Source organism: Paenalcaligenes hominis, from assembly GCF_041359055.1.
GTDB classification, from domain to species: Bacteria; Pseudomonadota; Gammaproteobacteria; order Burkholderiales; family Burkholderiaceae_B; genus Paenalcaligenes; species Paenalcaligenes hominis_A.
Genome location: NZ_JBGJKZ010000002.1, coordinates 101,719 through 120,971 on the forward strand (window position 1 = coordinate 101,719; position 19,253 = coordinate 120,971).

Annotated in this window: 19 protein-coding genes; 16 read left to right on the forward strand and 3 right to left on the reverse strand. The window is 47.8% G+C overall.

The genetic code is table 11. The features are described 5' to 3' along the window. The first annotated feature begins 234 nt into the window (after positions 1 to 234). The 14 genes from flhD (at position 235) to flhF (ending at position 16,668) form a co-directional block, all read left to right on the forward strand. Positions 235 to 585: a flagellar transcriptional regulator FlhD gene (gene flhD / locus ACBP46_RS04310; protein WP_371015512.1), complete on the forward strand. Its 351-nt coding sequence runs from the start codon at positions 235 to 237 to the stop codon at positions 583 to 585. 1 nt (position 586) lies between these two features. Continuing rightward, positions 587 to 1,261, forward strand: coding sequence for a flagellar transcriptional regulator FlhC (flhC, locus tag ACBP46_RS04315; RefSeq protein WP_371015513.1), 675 nt, complete (start codon positions 587 to 589; stop codon positions 1,259 to 1,261). Positions 1,262 to 1,344: 83 nt separating this feature from the next. Continuing rightward, on the forward strand, positions 1,345 to 2,214 hold the full coding sequence (motA, locus tag ACBP46_RS04320) for a flagellar motor stator protein MotA (protein ID WP_371015514.1): 870 nt from the start codon (positions 1,345 to 1,347) through the stop codon (positions 2,212 to 2,214). A gap of 11 nt (positions 2,215 to 2,225) precedes the next feature. After that, on the forward strand, positions 2,226 to 3,218 hold the full coding sequence (motB, locus tag ACBP46_RS04325) for a flagellar motor protein MotB (RefSeq protein WP_371015515.1): 993 nt from the start codon (positions 2,226 to 2,228) through the stop codon (positions 3,216 to 3,218). Positions 3,219 to 3,345: 127 nt separating this feature from the next. Further along, a complete protein-coding gene (gene cheA, locus ACBP46_RS04330; protein WP_371015516.1) occupies positions 3,346 to 5,484 on the forward strand; it encodes a chemotaxis protein CheA in 2,139 nt (712 codons plus the stop codon). Between the two features lie 18 nt (positions 5,485 to 5,502). Further along, positions 5,503 to 6,000 (forward strand): chemotaxis protein CheW, encoded by a 498-nt coding sequence (locus tag ACBP46_RS04335; protein ID WP_371015517.1) that lies wholly within the window; start codon positions 5,503 to 5,505, stop codon positions 5,998 to 6,000. Positions 6,001 to 6,054: 54 nt separating this feature from the next. Continuing rightward, entirely contained in the window at positions 6,055 to 7,773 is a 1,719-nt protein-coding gene (locus ACBP46_RS04340) for a methyl-accepting chemotaxis protein (protein WP_371015518.1), read from the forward strand. Between the two features lie 14 nt (positions 7,774 to 7,787). Then, positions 7,788 to 8,636, forward strand: coding sequence for a CheR family methyltransferase (locus ACBP46_RS04345; protein WP_371015519.1), 849 nt, complete (start codon positions 7,788 to 7,790; stop codon positions 8,634 to 8,636). A gap of 34 nt (positions 8,637 to 8,670) precedes the next feature. Next, positions 8,671 to 9,732, forward strand: coding sequence for a protein-glutamate methylesterase/protein-glutamine glutaminase (locus ACBP46_RS04350; RefSeq protein ID WP_371015520.1), 1,062 nt, complete (start codon positions 8,671 to 8,673; stop codon positions 9,730 to 9,732). 45 nt (positions 9,733 to 9,777) lie between these two features. Continuing rightward, positions 9,778 to 10,167, forward strand: coding sequence for a chemotaxis response regulator CheY (gene cheY, locus ACBP46_RS04355; protein WP_371015521.1), 390 nt, complete (start codon positions 9,778 to 9,780; stop codon positions 10,165 to 10,167). 21 nt (positions 10,168 to 10,188) lie between these two features. Then, positions 10,189 to 10,830 (forward strand): protein phosphatase CheZ, encoded by a 642-nt coding sequence (gene cheZ / locus ACBP46_RS04360; protein WP_371015522.1) that lies wholly within the window; start codon positions 10,189 to 10,191, stop codon positions 10,828 to 10,830. Positions 10,831 to 10,973: 143 nt separating this feature from the next. After that, positions 10,974 to 12,128 (forward strand): flagellar biosynthesis protein FlhB, encoded by a 1,155-nt coding sequence (flhB, locus tag ACBP46_RS04365; protein ID WP_371015523.1) that lies wholly within the window; start codon positions 10,974 to 10,976, stop codon positions 12,126 to 12,128. Between the two features lie 2 nt (positions 12,129 to 12,130). Then, positions 12,131 to 14,248, forward strand: coding sequence for a flagellar biosynthesis protein FlhA (gene flhA / locus ACBP46_RS04370; RefSeq protein WP_371015524.1), 2,118 nt, complete (start codon positions 12,131 to 12,133; stop codon positions 14,246 to 14,248). A 2-nt stretch (positions 14,249 to 14,250) separates the two neighbouring features. Then, entirely contained in the window at positions 14,251 to 16,668 is a 2,418-nt protein-coding gene (gene flhF, locus ACBP46_RS04375; RefSeq protein ID WP_371015525.1) for a flagellar biosynthesis protein FlhF, read from the forward strand. A gap of 19 nt (positions 16,669 to 16,687) precedes the next feature. Here the strand turns inward: flhF and ACBP46_RS04380 are convergent, their stop codons facing one another. From ACBP46_RS04380 to flgA, 3 genes are all read right to left on the reverse strand, one after another. Continuing rightward, positions 16,688 to 17,161, reverse strand: a complete 474-nt coding sequence (locus ACBP46_RS04380) for a flagella synthesis protein FlgN (protein WP_371015526.1) — start codon at positions 17,159 to 17,161, stop codon at positions 16,688 to 16,690. Positions 17,162 to 17,170: 9 nt separating this feature from the next. Next, positions 17,171 to 17,455, reverse strand: a complete 285-nt coding sequence (gene flgM, locus ACBP46_RS04385; protein ID WP_371015527.1) for a flagellar biosynthesis anti-sigma factor FlgM — start codon at positions 17,453 to 17,455, stop codon at positions 17,171 to 17,173. Between the two features lie 92 nt (positions 17,456 to 17,547). Further along, a complete protein-coding gene (gene flgA / locus ACBP46_RS04390) occupies positions 17,548 to 18,237 on the reverse strand; it encodes a flagellar basal body P-ring formation chaperone FlgA (RefSeq protein ID WP_371015528.1) in 690 nt (229 codons plus the stop codon). Between the two features lie 171 nt (positions 18,238 to 18,408). Here flgA and flgB point away from each other — a divergent pair, with 171 nt between their 5' ends. After that, positions 18,409 to 18,822, forward strand: coding sequence for a flagellar basal body rod protein FlgB (flgB, locus tag ACBP46_RS04395; protein WP_371015529.1), 414 nt, complete (start codon positions 18,409 to 18,411; stop codon positions 18,820 to 18,822). 10 nt (positions 18,823 to 18,832) lie between these two features. Beyond that, a complete protein-coding gene (flgC, locus tag ACBP46_RS04400) occupies positions 18,833 to 19,252 on the forward strand; it encodes a flagellar basal body rod protein FlgC (RefSeq protein ID WP_371015530.1) in 420 nt (139 codons plus the stop codon). Position 19,253: the final 1 nt, after the last annotated feature.

Below are 19,253 nucleotides of genomic sequence, written 5' to 3' on the forward strand. Positions count from 1 at the left end.
CTGAATGTATAATCCTGTAGTTATCTGCATATAGATGACACAATTTTGTTATATTTATGTTGGCACATATATCTGTTAACATTTATTAAATAATTTAACATGTGTCATTTTGCTGCTACATATGCCAGATAAACTTTCACTGGCTTTTGTTCGCTAACTCCCTATTTACAGTTGTCGAGGGTCCACCTCAGAGAGTTGGTCGAATTTCGTTTCGAAAACATCAAGGAGGGGCGTATGCCCGTTTCAGACAATACGTTATTGGGTGATATTCAAGAGGTCAATTTATCTTACCTGCTTCTAGCTCAGCGCCTGTTACGCGAAAATTTTTCGGCTGGCATGTACCGCTTGGGCTTTGATCAGGATGTGGCAGAGACCGTCTTAAACCTGTCTCCTGCTCAGGTTATACGTTTGGCCTCATCCAATACGCTGTTGTGTGCATTTAGGCTCAATGATTATGAGTTGCTTTCAACCTTAACCCAAGATGTGCTGGGGGGTGTTTTGCAACAGGCCCATTCCACTATTTTATTATCTCAACGCGCTGTTGTTGCTGCCGAGCTGGCGGATACGCCCGCTCTAGATGGATAGTATGGCTACACGCAGTGTTTCTCAAGAAGCCAAGGATATCGAACTCGCGACCCAAATGATTCGTTTGGGTGCGCGTCTACAAGTGTTACAGGCCGAGACCGCCCTCAGTTATGACCGTCTTGCACGTTTGTACCGCGAGGTGCGTGGTTGTTCGCCACCCAAAGGCATGTTGCCTTTTTCCGTTGATTGGTTCACCACTTGGCTCCCCAATATTCATTCCACTTTGTTCTATAGCGTCTATTGCTATATGGACAAGTTAACGCCTGCGCATAAGGTTTATGCTCTTATCGAGGCGTATAAGCTCTATCTAGAACAAGCCTGCGCGGGGCGAGTCGAGGGCAGGGGCGAAGAACCTGTGCTTAGTTTTACTCGCGCTTGGATGCTCATTCGTTTTTTTGAAAGTGGCATGTTGCAACTGACTGAGTGTGAGCGATGCACGGGTCAGTTTATTGCTCATGCGCACGACCCAGAAGCTGGTTTTGTTTGTGCTATTTGCAAACCGCCGCCCCGAGCAGGAAAAACGCGCTCCAGTAAAAAGGTGCGTGCGGCTAAAGCCACTAAGAAAAGTGTTAGTGCCAAAAAAACGACCCAACCAAAAACTCAAAAAGTAATAAAGGAAAACTCAACCACAGCTAAAGCTGCAAAAATAATCGCTAAGCCTCAAGTTAAGGACTAAAAAGCCGCCTAAAGGTGGTTTTGGCTTGACATGAATCAAGCGACTATAAAAGCTGTGTCAGAGTACAGAATCAAGGCTGAGCCGTGTTTATAATTCTTGGATATTTAATTGTTTTTTTCTCGGTCTTCGGTAGTTACGTAGCACTAGGTGGATCGCTTGGGGCTTTGTATCAACCGTTTGAGTTGTTGCTGATTGGCGGGGCTGCTTTCGGGGGCTATTTTGCAGCCAGCAATGGGCGCTCCATCTCTATGCTTTTTAAAGCCATAAAGGGGGCTATGAAAAGCTCCCCCTACAACAAAGCCTTGTATATGGAGCTGATGAGCTTGTTGTTTGCGTTGCTTACTAAAGCGCGCCGTGACGGCATGATGGCGATTGAGGCTGACATCGAGGACCCAAAACAAAGTGCTATTTTTACTGCCTATCCTGCTATTTTGCGTGATAACTTGCTGATCGAGTTCATTTGTGACTATTTGCGCATTATGATCAGTGGCAATATGAGCGCCTTTGAAATCGAGGCCCTCATGGACCAGGAAATTGATAGCTTTCACGATGAGCGCTCCATTCCATCTAATGCCTTACACGTAGTGGCCGATGGGTTGCCTGCTTTTGGTATTGTGGCGGCCGTTTTAGGGGTGATTAAAGCGTTGGCTTCTGTGGATCAACCACCTGCGGTGCTTGCTGATTTAATTTCTAAAGCCATGGTGGGGACGTTTCTAGGTATTCTTTTAGCCTACGGTTTTGTGTCTCCACTTGCTAATGTAATGGACAGCCGTAATGCCGCAGCAGTCAAGGTATTGGAGTGCATTAAAGTCACGTTATTAGCCAATTTGAATGGCTACCCACCACCTGTAGCGGTTGAGTTTGGACGCAAGGTATTGTTCTCAAGTGATAGGCCTTCGTTTATTGAGCTTGAAGAGCATGTTCGTCAGTCACGTGCTAGTGCAAACAAGTAAAGCGATAGCTCATGAGTAAAGACAGTATTATTGTTGTTCGCCGTAAAGGAAGGCGTTCAGAGCGGCGTCATGCTGGAAGCTGGAAAATCGCCTACGCGGATTTTATGACCGCGATGATGGCGTTTTTTTTGGTGATGTGGATTCTATCGCTTGTGCCTCGAGAAGAACTCAAGGAAATTGCGGATTATTTTCGTATGCCCTTGATGGAGGCTATTACAGGTGGGGCGCGGTCCGAGTTTTCGCATAGTGTGATTCCTGGCGGCGATCCAAGTATTGTGCCTCAATCGCATCCTTCGGGGGGGCAAGACGGCGAGCGCCCACGCGATATGGAGCGCCTAGAAGACCTTAAATTCGAGCTTGAAGCGCTTATTCAGTCCGACCCCGAGCTAAAGCAATTTCACCCTCAGCTCTTGTTGAATATGACGGAAGATGGTTTGCAGATCCAGATTGTTGACAAGCAAAACCAGCCTATGTTTGCTATGGGCAGCGCCAGTGTGTTGCCTTATATGCGTACTATATTGCGTTCAATTAGCTTCTTGCTAAATGAAATGCCCAATCGAATCCGCATTGCGGGTCATACGGACTCGGTGCAGTATGCCACGGGTGAAAGAGAATACAGTAACTGGGAGCTTTCTGCTGATCGAGCCAATGCTGCGCGTAAAGAGTTAGTGGCTGGGGGGCTTAGTGAGGACAAGGTAAAACAGATCATTGGCTTGTCATCTACCGTCAGTTTAGTTAAAGAAGATCCCGCAGCTGCCGTGAACCGTCGTATCAGTATTACAGTGCTAAGCAAAGCGGCTGAACAGCGTATTGACGCAGAAAATGAGGCTGCCTTGACAGAGCAAGAGCTCGAGCTGCTTAGTCAGGACACACCACTGTACGAGCCGCCACAGATGAATGTGCCTACGCCTAGACCAGAGCAAGAAAGTGAGGCTGAAACAGTCACCTCACCCGAGTCCGAGGCAAATCAGAACTCTGATGCAAATTTAACGAGTTCACCGTAAATATATGTTATACATTTTGAATTCAAATTACATTTAGCAATAAAAAACACAAATACGCGATATCTATAGCTCGATTTAGGGTTGGGATAGATTGTAATGGGGTAGTTATGTTACTAAGGACGCATGTATGAGCTCCGGGGTAGATTTAAGTCAATTTTACGATACCTTTTTTGATGAGGCCGATGAACTGCTCGCCGATATGGAGGGTTTGTTGCTCGAGCTGGATATCGATGATCCAGACAGTGACATGCTGAATGCCATTTTCAGAGCGGCGCATTCTATCAAAGGGGGTGCTGCAACATTCGGTTGTTTTGGGCATCTAGCCGAAACCACGCATTTACTTGAAAATCTGTTGGATTTTGTGCGTGATGGCGAGATGGATTTACGCCAAGACTTAATAGATTTGTTTCTGGAAACCAAAGACATTCTTAGTGATCAGGTTTTGGCATACCGAAACGAGGACGATCCCGATGATGAGGCTTTTGAGCGCATTTGTGTACAACTACGCCAAATAGCAAAAGACCATGTTGAGGGTAACCTTAGCACTGCGGCTGACTCACAATCTATGGATGACTTATTAGCAGAAGCGGTAGAAAGCCAAGAGCCAAGCGTAGCACCACCCCCAGCGCCTACCCCTGCACCAGAGCCCAGTGCTAGTACTGACGGTCCTTTAGCTTTGTGTGTAAACGTCAGCAATGCCTCAGACAAAGACTTAGCTGTTTTGCGCGATGAAATGGCGCTGATGGGCGATATTTTGCACGAGCAAGCCGCCCCAAATGCGTTAACGCTTTGGTTAAATACCACAGCCTCTGCCGGCGACATTGAAGCCGTGTGTTGTTTTGTGGTGAATGAAGATCAGCTTAGCATCACTTACGAGGCTGTGCCCACAGCGGCTACCGTATCTGTGCCGCCAGCAGTCACAGCGCCAGCAGCTGTCGAACCTACACCAAGCCCTGTACCAAACCCTGTGCCTGAATCCGAGGCAAAACCATCCGTCGCCGCACCTGCTGCAGCAAAAGAAAAAGCCGCGCCTCGTGCTGCCAAATCCAATGGGTCTTCAGCACGCAGTGAATCCAGTTCACTTCGAGTTGGCGTAGAAAAAGTGGACCAAATCATTAACTTAGTAGGCGAGCTGGTCATTACTCAAGCCATGTTGGTGCAAACGGCGTCTACACTAGATCCGGTTATCCACGACAGATTGTTAAACGGTATAGAGCAACTGGAGCGCAATGCGCGTGATCTCCAAGAGGCCGTGATGTCGATCCGTATGATGCCTATGGATTACGTGTTCAGTCGCTTCCCACGGGTGGTGCGTGAAAACGCGGCCCGCATGGAAAAAGAAATTCGCCTTGTTACCAAAGGTGCTGGTACAGAACTAGACAAGAGCTTAATTGAACGCATTATTGACCCCCTAACGCATTTGGTGCGTAACAGTATTGACCACGGTATCGAGTCACCTGAGCAGCGTGTGGCTGTAGGGAAGAAAAGCGAGGGCACGCTTACGCTATCAGCCCAACATCAGGGTGGTCACATTGTGATTGAAGTCGCAGACGATGGCGGTGGGTTAAAGCGTGACAAAATTCTAAAAAAAGCCCTGGCTAACGGTTTGATTACTAATGAAAACATCTCGGACGATGAGCTTTGGCAGCTTATTTTTGCCCCCGGGTTTTCTACAGCTGAAGAAGTCACGGCTATTTCTGGTCGTGGGGTGGGCATGGATGTGGTGCGTCGCAATATCCAAAGTATGGGCGGTCATGTACAGATTTTCTCCTCGGCTGGCGAAGGCACAACCACTCGCATTGTATTGCCGTTAACCTTAGCCATCTTAGATGGTATGTCTGTACAGGTAGGCCAGGAAACCTTTATCTTGCCACTTAGTCATGTAACCGAGTCCATGCAGCCCACCGAAGAGCAGATGCGCAATATTACCGTTGGGGATCGCGTCATGTATGTACGTGGCGAGTATTTGCCCGTGGTCTCGCTAGGGGAAATTTTTGGCGTAGATGGTTATCAGACCAATCTCAATGATGCTATTGCCGTTGTGCTGCAGGCAGAGGACATGCGTTTCGCCTTGATTGTGGATCACTTAATTGGTCAGCATCAGGTTGTGGTCAAGAACCTAGAGGCCAACTACCGCAAGATTCCTGGTATTTCAGCCGCAACCATTTTAGGCGATGGTAGCGTAGCGTTAATTGTGGATGTGTTTGCTTTGCATCGTCTTACGCGTGAGCGCGGGCAAGTCAGTGCCACTACGCTAATAAATTAATAAAAATACGGAGTAATCATGAGCAAAGATTTAGTTGCCGATGTTGAGCAAAGCAATAACAAAGAATATTTGGTTTTTATCTTAGCAGAGCAAGAATACGGCATTGATATTCTTAAAGTACAAGAAATCCGTGGTTATGAAGCCCAAACCGTAACGCGTATAGCTAATGTGCCTTCTTTTATTAAAGGGGTGACTAACTTACGTGGGGTGATCGTTCCTATTGTTGATTTACGAATCAAGTTCAATTTAGATCAGGTCTCTTACGATCATCAAACTGTAGTGGTGATTTTGAACCTTGAGTCTCGTATTGTGGGCGTGGTGGTAGATGGCGTGTCAGACGTATTGAATCTACAAAATAGCCAAATTAGCGATGCGCCCCAGTTCGGCAGCTCAGTGCTGTCCACAGAATACTTAACCGGCATTGGTACAGTCGATGAACGTATGTTGATATTAGTTGATATTGAAAAACTAATGACTAGCGAGGAAATGGCTTTGGTAGATAGTGCCACGCTATAGGTTTGCATTATCTTTCACAAACACACTGATTAAGCATCAAATAGCGGGGACAGCATGAACTTAGCAAATTTGAAGGTTAGAACCAGTTTAATTCTTGTTCTTTTGTTTTTTATTTTTGCCTTAATCGGTGGGGCTGCATTAGGGATTTTGTCGCTAAAGCAAAATAATTATGCTTTGCAGCAAATTATGCAACATCAACGCGCTATGGTTATGTTGAATGCGGCCATTGATTCCTATAAAGACGGTCAAAACTACCTGGGTCGTGCTCTAGCTAGCTATGCACAAAATATTGGTGCTAATGATTACACCACGTCTAGCTCATGGGTAGAGGACGGTGCCGGTACAGCCAAAACCTTAGATATCAGCACCACGCATTTGTTAGAACAAGCCCGTGCCCAGTTCAATGGTTCAGAGCAACGCTTTGAGCGCTACAAAGAGCTAGGGCAAGCAATTCCCGATTTAGGTGAAGATTTTGGGCGCATTGTGGTGGCTTATGATGAACTCATGGCCGACGGTGTGCCTCCTTTGTTTGATTATCTGCTTAAAGGGGATACCACTGGCTTTAACCATCATTTAATGGGGGTGACACATCAGTTGGAAAATGAGGTCACTTCATTAGTCATGCAGCTTTCTATTCAGCAGCAAGACGTGGTTGAAGGTCATGCTTCACGCGAAGAAAAACAATATGGCTTTGTGTTGAAGCTTGTGGGGCTGGGCATGGTGGCGGCAGTCCTAATCTCGGCGCTGGCGTATTGGTTCCTTAATCGCATGGTGTTGTCACCATTACGTCGAATTGACGGTCATTTTGCACAAATTGCTCAAGGCAACCTAACAGACCCTATTACGGTAAACTCCACGAACGAGCTGGGGGTAGTGTTCCAAGGGTTGCATGCTATGCAAGCTGAATTACGTCGTATGGTTTTAAGCGTACGCGAAGGGGTGGACTCCATCCGTTTGCATGCTACGGAAATCCACGCGGGTACCGATGATCTTAGTAGCCGGTCTACTCAACAAGCAGCAGCGTTGCAGCAAACCGCAGCCAGTATGGATGAGTTAGCCAGCACAGTACGTCAAAATACCGACAATGCGCAACAAGCGAGTGGCGTGGCAGAGCAAAGCGCCAAAGTCGCCCAAGAGGGGGGCGGGGCGGTGAGCTCAGTGGTGCGCACGATGGAAGATATTTCTGCGGGCTCGGCCAAGATCTCGGATATTGTGAATGTTATTGATAGCATTGCTTTCCAAACAAATATTTTAGCTTTGAATGCTGCCGTAGAAGCAGCACGCGCCGGTGAACAAGGTCGAGGCTTTGCCGTCGTCGCCGGAGAGGTTCGCTCTTTAGCTCAACGTAGTGCTCAGGCAGCACGTGAAATCAATGAGCTAATTACGCAGTCTCAAACGCAGGTAGAAAAAGGTGTCTTACAAGTGGACCAGGCTGGTAAGGTGGTAGGAGAAGTAGTACAGGCCGTTTCAGGCGTTTCTGTTTTGATGAGTGAGATTTCAGATGCTTCCCACGAACAATCGATGGGCATTGATCAAGTAAACCGAGCTGTTATTGAAATGGATGCGGTGGTGCAACAAAATGCACAGCTAGTAGAAAATACAGCTTTGTCTGTAGAGGCGCTCGAGGACGAGGCCAGACGATTGACGCAGTTAGTGGCGGCCTTTAGAGTGCATGACCATGACGTCGTCGCATCGGCCCAGCCCCTTGCCCTTGAAGACGAGTCGGCTGGCTATGATGCTGCAGATTCAACCCCTTATTTACTGGAGAGCTAATTAATAGCTGTTATATGACGCAGTTAACTGAATCACCCATTGCGTTTGCATTGCCAGGCATGCCGACAATGACGGCGGCGGATTTTGAGCGAGCTGCTCGTTTAATTAAATTGAGATCAGGTATTGTTTTAGGTAGTCACAAAGAAGACATGGTGGCTCGCAATCTAGGTTTATGTACAAAACGATTAGGCCTAGATCGAGTGAGCGATTACTTAGATCATCTGGATAAGCACCCCGAGTCCACCGAATGGGATAAATACATTTCCATTTTTACGATTAACCATACCGCATTTTTTCGAGAGCAGCACCATTTCGATATACTAGGTCGTTTTGTTAAAGAACTAAAAAAGCCTATTTCTATTTGGAGTAGTACGTGCTCTACAGGTGAGGAGGCGTACTCCATTGCAATTACTGTACACGAGGCGTTAGGTGCCTTAGATAATGGTGTGCAGATATTGGCTACAGATATCGATGCCGAGGCGGTAGAGCGGGCTCAAAAGGGGGTGTTTACGCTTGATCGAGTGCAACCTGTTCCACAACCGTTATTAAAAAAATACTTTTATCGTGGTACAGGAGCGCATGAGGGTAGGGCAAAGGTGAAGCCCAAACTACAGCAAGCTGTCGAGTTTGGTGTTGCAAATCTGGTCTCCGAGTCTGGTTGGCCTCATGGGCGTCAGTTTGATGCTGTTTTTTGCAGAAACACCATGATTTATTTTGATAAGCCAACACAAACAAAACTGTTAAGTCGTTTTGCCCAGTCCATGAAGCCCGGCGGCTTGCTGTTTGTCGGGCACTCAGAGAATTTCTCTCAAATGACAAACGATTTTAAATTACAAGGCCAAACCGTCTACGTGCGTGTTTAGCCACATACCGATTGATTGATTTTTTAGTATTGTCATGAAGAAAATACGTGTTTTGTGTGTGGATGATTCGGCATTAGTGCGCAGTCTAATGGTGGAAATCATTAATAGCCATGATGACATGGAGGTAGTTGCTGTTGCTCCAGACCCCATTGTGGCTCGAGATCTAATAAAACAATACAATCCCGATGTGTTGACCTTGGATGTGGAAATGCCGCGCATGGATGGGTTGGATTTTCTCGAACGTCTTATGCGTTTGCGGCCAATGCCGGTGGTTATGGTTTCGTCGTTAACAGAGCGAAACTCAGATATTACATTGCGTGCGCTAGAGCTAGGCGCGGTGGATTTTGTTACCAAGCCACGATTGGGCTTGCGTGATGGTTTAATTGAATATTCCGACATTATCGCGGAAAAAATTCGAGCAGCGGCTATGTCCAGACCACGTCGTCGGGTCGCTCTAGAGGATCAGCCCACCACCCCGCGCCGCGTCTTAACTCAAGGTTTTTCCACTACGGAAAAATTGATTATGATTGGTGCCTCTACCGGCGGCACCGAAGCCATTCGCCAAGTGTTAGAGCCTTTGCCTGCGAATAGCCCAGCCATCATGATTACCCAGCATATGCCGGCTGGGTTTACGCGTTCATTTGTGCAGCGGCTTGACTCGTTATGTCAGGTTCAGGTGCACGAGGCGGAGCATGGGCAACGCGTGTTGCCAGGGCATGTGTATTTGGCCCCCGGCGGTATTGCGCATATGAAGTTGGCGCGTTCAGGGGCGAACTATGTGGTAGAGCTAGAGGACAGCGAGCCCGTAAATAGGCATCGTCCTTCCGTTGACGTACTGTTTAACTCGGCAGCAGAAATAGCGGGAAAAAATGCGATAGGCGTTATTTTGACCGGTATGGGTAAAGACGGCGCCCAAGGCATGCTAGCCATGAAAAAAGCAGGGGCAATGACTTTTGCCCAAGATGAAGCCAGTTGCGTGGTGTTTGGTATGCCGCGCGAAGCCTTGGCGATTGGGGCTGCAGACCATGCAGTGCCTTTGTCAGAGATGAGTGAGCGAATTCTCGCCAGCGCTGGGTCTTTCGGTCATCGCGTATAAGGCGCGAGACTCAGTGTCTATTATTTGTTATTGGAGAGTACCTGAATGACCAATAAAAATCTAAAGATTTTAGTCGTGGATGATTTTCCCACAATGCGTCGTATTATTCGTAACCTATTAAAAGATTTAGGTTATGAAAACGTAGACGAGGCCGAAGATGGGGTAATGGCCTTAGAAAAATTACGAAATGGCAGTTTTGACTTTGTGGTCTCAGACTGGAATATGCCTAATTTAGACGGCTTGGAAATGCTGAAACAGATTCGTGCCGATGGAAATTTGAGCTCTTTGCCCGTACTGATGGTTACAGCCGAAGCCAAAAAAGAAAATATTATTGCGGCGGCTCAAGCAGGTGCTAGCGGTTATGTGGTGAAGCCATTTACTGCAGCTACGCTTGAAGAGAAGCTCAATAAGATTTTTGAGAAAATGGGCGCTTAATCAGTAAAAGGAGGGAAACGCATGACTGTTTCTGATCAGATTCCGGGGGATACGCGAATCCAGCAGCCATCAATGGATGTGGTGCAGCGTATAGCTCGTTTAACTCGAATGCTGCGCGAAAGCATGCGCGAGCTAGGGCTTGACTATGCAATTAAAGAAGCGGCTCAGTCGATCCCTGATGCGCGTGATCGTTTGCGTTACGTAGGGCGTATGACAGAGCAAGCAGCAAACCGTGTCTTGAATGCTGCCGAGCAAGCTCAACCCTTGCAAGATGAACTCACCGCAGATGCTAAATCGCTGCAAGAGCGCTGGAACCAACTGGATCAAGGGGTCTGTAATGAAACACAAGCGGACTTGATCGCAGACACTCGGCAGTTTATTTTAGATATTCCAAATAAAACGCAGCAAACCCAAGATAATTTAATGGAAATTATCATGGCCCAAGATTTTCAAGATCTAACCGGGCAGGTCATTAAAGGGATGCTTAGCGTAATCGGTACGCTTGAAACGGAGCTGGTGCAGGTGCTGATGGATAGTGTGCCGGCCGAAAAGCGTGAAGATGCAGAAAGTTTATTAAACGGCCCAGTAATAGATACCACCTCCGATAGTGTGGTCAGTGACCAAGATGAGGTAGATGATCTGCTTTCTAGCCTAGGCTTTTAAGCCGAGTTTGAACAACGCGGTTTTTACGCCGTTACTCCATGATTTAGTTCAGATGCTTTGTTTTAGAATAATTAAAATTAAGCAGTCTTGTGCGCTTTTAAAGCTCAGCTACTGCTGAGCTTTTTAATTCATCGACAAAAGACATGGCTGAAGAAAGTGATGTAGAAAAAACCGAACCGGCGTCGCCCCGGCGGTTAGAGAAAGCAAAAGAAGAAGGGCAAGCGCCTCGGTCCCGAGAACTCAACACCTTTATGCTGTTGATGGTGGGGGTATCTACGCTTTGGTTGATTAGCCAAAATTTATATAGCGCGCTAAGCGGAGTGATTCGATCCAGTATGTGGTTCGAGCCAGCGTTAGCGCATGATGACAGCGTGATGGTTACCAATGCGGCTTTATCGGCTTGGAATGCATTGCTGGTCATGTTGCCCTTATTAGGGGCGCTGTTTGTAATTGCTATTGCCTCATCGGTGTTATTAGGCGGCTTAATTTTTAGTGCTAAACCATTGCAGCCCAAGCTAGAAAAGCTGAACCCATTAAAAGGGGTTAAGCGCATGTTCTCAGCGCAAACTGGCATTGAGCTCTTTAAAGCTTTGGGTAAAGCCACCTTGATTGGCACCGTGTCAGTAGTGGTTATGTGGCATTTCAGAGATGAAATGTTGGGGCTGATGCAGCTGTCTGCTACCGAAGCCATGGCAAAGGGGTTAAAATTAGTTGCTTTATGTTGCTTATTGATTGTTTCAAGTTTGATTTTAATTGTAGCTATTGATGTGCCTTGGCAGATTTACTCGCACCACAAAAAGTTACGCATGTCTAAGCAAGACCTCAAAGAAGAACATAAGCAAAGTGATGGTGACCCCCATATCAAAGGTCGTATTCGAGCCCAGCAACGAGAAATGGCGCAGCGGCGCATGATGGCAGCTGTACCGCACGCAGATGTGGTGATTACCAACCCCACGCATTATGCGGTGGCGTTGAAATACACCGAAGGCGAAGGCGGTGCGCCCAAAGTGATAGCCAAAGGCAAAGACCTCATTGCACAGCGCATTAAAACGCTTGCTACAGAGTCCAGAGTGCCTTTATTTGAAGCCCCTCCCTTGGCGCGTATTTTGCACAAACATGTAGAGTTAGACCGTGAAATTCCCGTCGAGTTGTATTCTGCAGTAGCTGAAATTTTAGCGTGGGTTTTTCAGTTACGAGCGTGGGAACAAGGTCAGGGGTTTATGCCTGCCACACCGACTCACCTAACAATTCCTGAGGGCATGGATCCCCTTGACACCAGCGCAGCTGGTAGACCCTAAGTATGAACAATTTAATTGCATTTTTTCGGACATCAGGCGGTGAGCAGGCCAAGCTACTAGTTGGGCCAGTACTGATTTTGATGATCTTGTCCATGATGGTGCTGCCTTTGCCGCCCTTTATCTTGGACTTGCTCTTTACCTTTAATATTGCGCTTTCCATTATGGTGCTTTTGGTGGCTATGTTTACCAAAAAAGCCTTGGATTTTGCTGCTTTTCCTTCCATTTTATTGTTTACTACCTTGTTGCGCTTGGGCTTAAACGTGGCCTCAACGCGGGTGGTATTACTAAAAGGCCACGAAGGCCCCGCCGCTGCTGGGCACGTGATTGAAGCCTTTGGTCAGTTCTTAGTGGGTGGGAATTTTGCCGTCGGTCTAATCGTGTTCATGATTTTAATTATTATTAACTTCATGGTGATTACTAAAGGAGCAGGGCGTATTGCAGAGGTAGGCGCACGGTTTACGCTAGATGCCATGCCTGGCAAACAAATGGCTATTGATGCTGATTTAAATGCTGGCCTAATTGGCGAAGACGAGGCCCGCCGTCGTCGCACCGAGGTCTCCCAAGAAGCCGATTTTTATGGTTCTATGGACGGGGCCAGTAAGTTTGTACGTGGTGATGCCATTGCAGGCCTGTTGATTATGGTGATTAACGTGGTGGGCGGCTTGATTGTGGGTGTGGGTCAGCACGATTTGTCGTTTGCAGAAGCCGGCCATGTGTATACCTTGTTAACGATTGGTGATGGCCTGGTAGCACAAATTCCTGCATTGATTATTTCCACGGCAGCGGGGGTAGTGGTGTCGCGTGTTGCTACCACCGATGATAACGATGTGGGCTCACAAATGATGGGGCAGTTATTTACTAACCCAAATGTGATGTTTTTAACCGCAGGCATTTTAGGCATTATGGGCTTAATTCCTAATATGCCTCACGTGGCGTTTTTGGCTTTGTCCGCTATGCTAGCAGGCTTGGGTTGGCATACATTGAAGCGTCAACAACTAGGCCCTGTACAAGCTGACTTATCCAGTCCTGATGCCGTGGCCGAGGCTGCCGAAGCGGCGGCGGCCGAGGCCAGTTGGGATGATGTGTCTTTGGTTGATCCTTTAGGGCTAGAGGTAGGTTATAGATTGATTTCTCTGGTTGATCATGCACAAAACGGCGAGTTGCTCCATCGTATCCGCAGTCTCAGAAAAAAATATGCCCAAGATATCGGTTTTTTACCGCCAGTTGTGCATATACGCGATAACTTAGAATTAAAACCCAATGACTACCGCATTCTGTTGCATGGTGTAGAGGTCGGGCAGGGCAGCGCCTTGCCAACCCAGTGGTTGGCTATTGATCCAGGTGGTGTTTCCATGAAACTGCCAGGTTCACCTACTACAGACCCTGCTTTTGGTTTGCCGGCGTATTGGATTGATGTGAGTTTGCGCGAGCAAGCCCAAATTGCAGGTTACACCGTGGTCGATGCCAGCACCGTCATTGCTACGCATTTGAATCACTTATTACATCGTTTTGGTTCACAGTTGTTGGGTCGCCAAGAAGTGCAGCAGCTACTAGACCGCGTGGCGCGTGATTTGCCTCGTTTGGTGGAAGACTTGGTGCCCAAGGTCGTCACATTGGGTCTATTGCACCGCGTGTTGCGTGGTTTGCTCGAGGAAGAGGTGCCCATTCGTGACATGCGGACTATTCTCGAGTCATTGGCAGAAAATGCGCCGCGTTTACAGCAACAAATTCAGTCGGGGGTTCAACTGGATGAAGGGGCTGAGCTACTATTATTAGTGCGTATTGCATTAGGGCGCGCTATTACTCAACAGTGGTTTCCAGGCGATACTGAAATGCGTGTTATTGGTTTAGAGGGGCGTTTAGAAAACGTATTAACGCAGGCTTTAACCACAAGTGGAGCGTTGGAGCCAGGTTTGGCGGAAAGCGTGCTGACGCAAGCACAACAGGCGGTGCAGCAACAAGAGTCCATGGGAGACGCGGCCGTATTGGTGGTCAGTCCCGCTTTGCGTGTACCTTTATCGCGCTTTTTACGTCAGCATATTCCCCAGCTGGGTGTTTTATCTACCCAGGAAATTCCTGAAGAGCGCGTGATGCGCGTGACAGCTGTCATAGGTAGTTAACAATGAATATCAGTCGATTTTTTGGTTCTACTAGTCGAGAAGCCATGCGCCAGGTGCGTTTAGCTTTAGGGCCGGATGCGCTTATTGTGTCCAATAAGCGAGTTAATGGTGGGGTAGAGATTTTAGCTACCGATGGCACCGCCGAAGCCGAGGCACTGCCCGCTGCAGCCCCCGTCACCCCAGCCGCAGCAAAATCCATGTATGAAAGCATGCGTGCCGAGCCAGCCGCCACTGCAGCCTCACCAGTCGAGCATCCGACTAAAGTGCCGCCGCTACGTCAACCGGCTCCTGCTCCCGCAAACGAGTTAATGACGGCCATTAGTTCTTTAAAAGGCTCGCTTGAGGGGCGTATTGAAGAGCTTTTATGGAGCAACGAGCTGCGAGCCAACTCGAACCAATTAACCTTATTTCAAAATTTGTTGGCGTTTGGTTTTAGCACCGCATTATTGCGCGCCATGTTAAAGCGGCTGCCTGCCAATTTGTCATTACGGGCAGCGATGCAGTGGGTACGCAAAGAGCTAGACAATCACTTGCCTGTCTTAAAAAATGAAAACCATTTATGGCAGCCGGGTTTGGCTTTAGCCTTAGTTGGGCCTACAGGTGTAGGCAAGACCACTACTTTGGCAAAGTTGGCGGCTCGTGCTGTACGGCAATTTGGTGCAGAGCAAGTGGTGTTGATCACCACAGATACCTATAGGGTTGGTGCGGACACACAGCTTAAAATTTATGCTGATTTATTGCATGTCCCCATTCATGTAGTCCGAAATGCGCAGGAACTACGTCAAATTATGTTAGGATTGCGCGCTGACCAGGTAATTCTGATCGATAATGTGGGGGTTAGCCAGCGCGACAAATACGTTCAGGATCAAGCGGCTATGTTGGCTAGTGCCGGGCGTCGTATTCAACGGCTTTTGGTGCTCAATGCGGCTAGTCATGGTGATACCTTAGACGAAGTGGCGCGCACGTACAGTAAAGATGGCGGCACACCATTGGCGGGCTGTGTGATCAGTAAAGTCGATGAGGCCAGCCGTTTAGGTGCGGCGTTAGACGTGGCGCTACGTTATCAGCTACCTATTCATTACGTCTCAGATGGTCAGCGTGTGCCTGAGAACCTACGTTTTTTAAATGCATCGCAGTTAGTCGATATGGCGCTAGCAAAAAGTCCCAATAGTCGGGTTTTATTTGCTCCAACCACGGCCGATTTAGCGGCGCTGGTGACCGCCTCCGACGTACAAGAACAAGCCCAACATCAACATGCTGCCAATCAAGATCACATGATTAAACAAGTATTAGCTCTGAGTAGTCTCGCCGATGAAAATGTCGATGTGTTAAGACAAATCGTAAGTATGATGGATCAGCACGCTATGAGCGCGGCTGCTTTTGATTTTTGGCGTGAAACCAAACAAAATCAAACCTGGCCAGATTTAGCGCAGTGGGCTCAAAATCAATTGCGTACGGCTGTGTTAGAGGCTAGCGAGCAGGCACCCGAGGCCCCAGTTTTGGTACACCATATTAAACAACGCTTAACGGGTGCTCAGTCTCAGTTGTATGCATCCGTTGTGGGCGCAAACACAGGCCAACTCTTAGCCTTGTCTTTGTTGCAGCTAAGCGATAAAAAGACATGGTATACCAACAGCGGAGAGCATAAATCTGCGCCGCAAGCCTCCCGCTTTGAATTAGCGCATGCTATGCAATGGGTCCAAGACCACACACCCCCTGCCCAATTAGTGCATTGGGTCGAAGAACACAACAATCAATTGTGGGGGCAATGGGCGCAACATCACACCAATGTAATGGCTTTGGTCGCACCTGCTACCCGCTGCTGGCACATAGATGGGCATACCACGCCAGCGGCTATCAGTAAAAACATAGAGCTTTATGCGTTAAATTACCCCAAAATGGCTTTGCCGTATCAACTATTGGCGGGTATGTCAGGCACAGCAGTTAGCTTCTGGTATGCCCAAGCCCCAATCGAATTACGCACTCGTGGTGGCAAAACACAGCATTTAACTCTATTTATTTTGCAGGCGTTGGATGCGCAAACACTAAAAGAAGTGAAAACTTTTTATAGTTTTTGTTTGCTAGACCGCCATTTGCAGCCCACCCCCGAGCAATTGGCAAAGTGGGTGTTGCAGCATGCTGAAACGAAAAATCTTTTGCGGGCGGTGGGGCGTGCTTATCACAATAGGCCTTTGCAAAATCACAGCAAGCAGCATCAACTTCCTGCTGCTCATGCTTTAGAGCTGGCCGCTTTATTTGGGGCGACGGCGTGGGAACTAGAGCAGTATAAGGAATTGGCCTCGGTGCGACGTGTGCTGGAGCAGCTAATTGGCCCTAATGCTTTAAACCAAAGTCAAATTCCGTCATCGTTATTAAAGTTGTGGAATTTAAAAGACTTGCTGCAAACACAAAACCAATAGTGTCAAGAAACGACCGGCCCTAGGCTTGGATATAACCACGTCTAGCGGCTAAGCCCGTTTGTTTTTTGCCCTGAGCGTCGTATACGTCTTGGTTGGGCGGGGTGGCGGCCTGACCAAAAGCGGAAAGTGCTTCGGTAGTGTAGTTTAAATAGGCCTGAATCAATACGCCATTTTTTTCATTAAGCGTTTTGGCGTGTTCGGCCAAAGTTAATAATGTGTCGACTGCCTTGGCGATGGCTGGGTCAAGCTGGCGGGCTTGTGTTAGACCGGCGCGCCCGTTGGGAAGATTGAGCTGCTGTAATAGTCGTTCACGCTGCTGAGCGGCGTTATCTAAACGTTCAGCGTATTGGTTTTTAATTTCAGTTAAATCAAAGAGCTCATCATTGCTATAGCTGCTTAATAACGTCTCGTGTTCTTTTTCTAAAGTGAAAATGAAATGCTCGATGAGTTCGAGTTCAGATTGAATTAGAGTTAGTAAAGCAGAAGAGGTCATAGAGAGAAATTATTTTAAAAGGTCGCGCGCAGTATGAATGAGACGATCGGCAATGCGAGAGGTATCGATTTCAAGTGTGCCATTAGCGAGTGCAGTACGCAATGCATTAACGCGATCTAGATCAATATCGTTGTGATCAGAATGCAACTGTTGCAGTTGGCGTGCAGCAGGGCTGAAGTCTACCGAAGCACTGCGCGATGGGTTGGTGGGCTCTGTTTTGGTTTGAGTGCTGGACTTTGACGTGGTGGCGCGGTCGCTGACTGCAGGGCGGTAATCGTTAGGTGTAATTTTCATGATGGGCTCCGGTCTAATTTTTCTCTATGTGAGTCATTAACGGCGAACGGATAAATTAGTTTAGGGGGCTAATTGCAAGCAAACGTATTGACTTACATCAAAACCTGAACGGTTTGTGCATCGAGCACGGTGCCGGTAATGATTTGACCCGAGCTGACCCGGACTTGGATTTGAGTGCCAGGTGAACCGCTTTGGAGGGCTTGGCCCTCGCCAGAAGCCACAAAACCTGCGCCACGCGCAAGAGTACGAACCGTTTGTCCACGTTGAATGGACTGAGGATCGCGCAAAGCGCTGCTGCGGATCACGCTACCAGCATTAATACGCTGAGTGGCTATGTAGCCAATAGCTAGACTTGGATCAATGATGGTATTTGGCGCTAAGCGTAGAATATCGCCTTCACGACCAATTAAGTCATCCATGCCCAGTGTATCACCGACCTGTAATGTGCGGTTGCTCACGTAGTAAAAACCTTGGATGGTGATTTGTGCCTGCACATGAAGGCTCCAAGGCTGTGGTGCTAGACAGCGCACCGTTATGGTTTGTCTGGAGCGTAGTCTGGGCCCCGAGGACAAGGTGGGTTGTAATTGTTCGCATTGCGTCTGATTGCGAATAGTAGGTGGGCTAATATGCACACTGGCAAGCCCAGGGTAAGCCGCGGCCTGCTCGAGTAAAAATTGCTCTGCGACTTCGACCACCTCGTCTGGGTTTTGTAGGCTTTGAGCACATACCAAGCTAGGTAAAACCAGAGCAGCAATAAAAAAAGGAAGACGTTGTAGAGTCATGGGGGTTATATAAGTCGAGGCCTTAGCCCATTCAATAATGAAACTGGAGCGCTTTTAGTCGCTTGTTTCATAGTTTAACCGTAATGACTAAGGGTTACTATCACAGTTACTGTGTCATAAAGTCACAATTTTTCACTTTTTCTCATTGCGAGCTGGCAGTGATACATCGTTATGGTTGATCGTCTTTCCCAACATTTTGCGTTCCATCAAACTGCGTTGGCCTTACGCCAACAGCGTCAAGAAATTCTTGCGTCGAATATTGCTAACGCCGACACGCCTAACTACAAAGCGCGTGAAATGGATTTTAATGCGGCTTTAAAGCAAGCGATGGGTGGTACTACGCAGCCTTTGCCTCCTACTCAACTTGCTTTAACCTCCAGTCGTCATATTGCTGGGGCTGCTATGCCGCCACCTTTACAGTCCAATGTGCTCTATCGCCAGCCGCTACAGCCGGCCTTAGATGGTAATACGGTAGATATGGATGTGGAACGCATGGCGTTTGCCGATAACACCATGCAATATCAGACCAGCTTGAATCTTTTGTCACAGCGTATCAAAGGCTTAATAGCTGCAGTTCAACAATAATGGATAACCCATGAGTAGTTTTTCTATATTTCAAATTGCAGGCTCCGCACTGACAGCACAATCACAACGTTTGAACGTGTCAGCAAGCAATATAGCCAACGCCGACAGTGCGGTGGGCCCCGATGGTCAGCCCTATAAAGCCCGCCACGTGGTCTTTCAAATGACGCCTTTAAACAACCCCGCAGCCCAGACGGCAGGGGTGGGTGGGGTGCGCGTATCCCAAGTAAGCCAAGACAATTCTCCAGGGCGTTTGCAGTATGACCCCAAACACCCACTTGCAAACGAAGAGGGCTATGTGTTGATGCCAAATGTGGACGTGGTAGCGGAAACGGTAAATATGATTTCTGCTTCACGCTCGTATCAGGCCAACATCGAGGTGGTGAACTCCACCAAAAACCTAATGATGCGCACTCTGACTTTAGGACAATAAT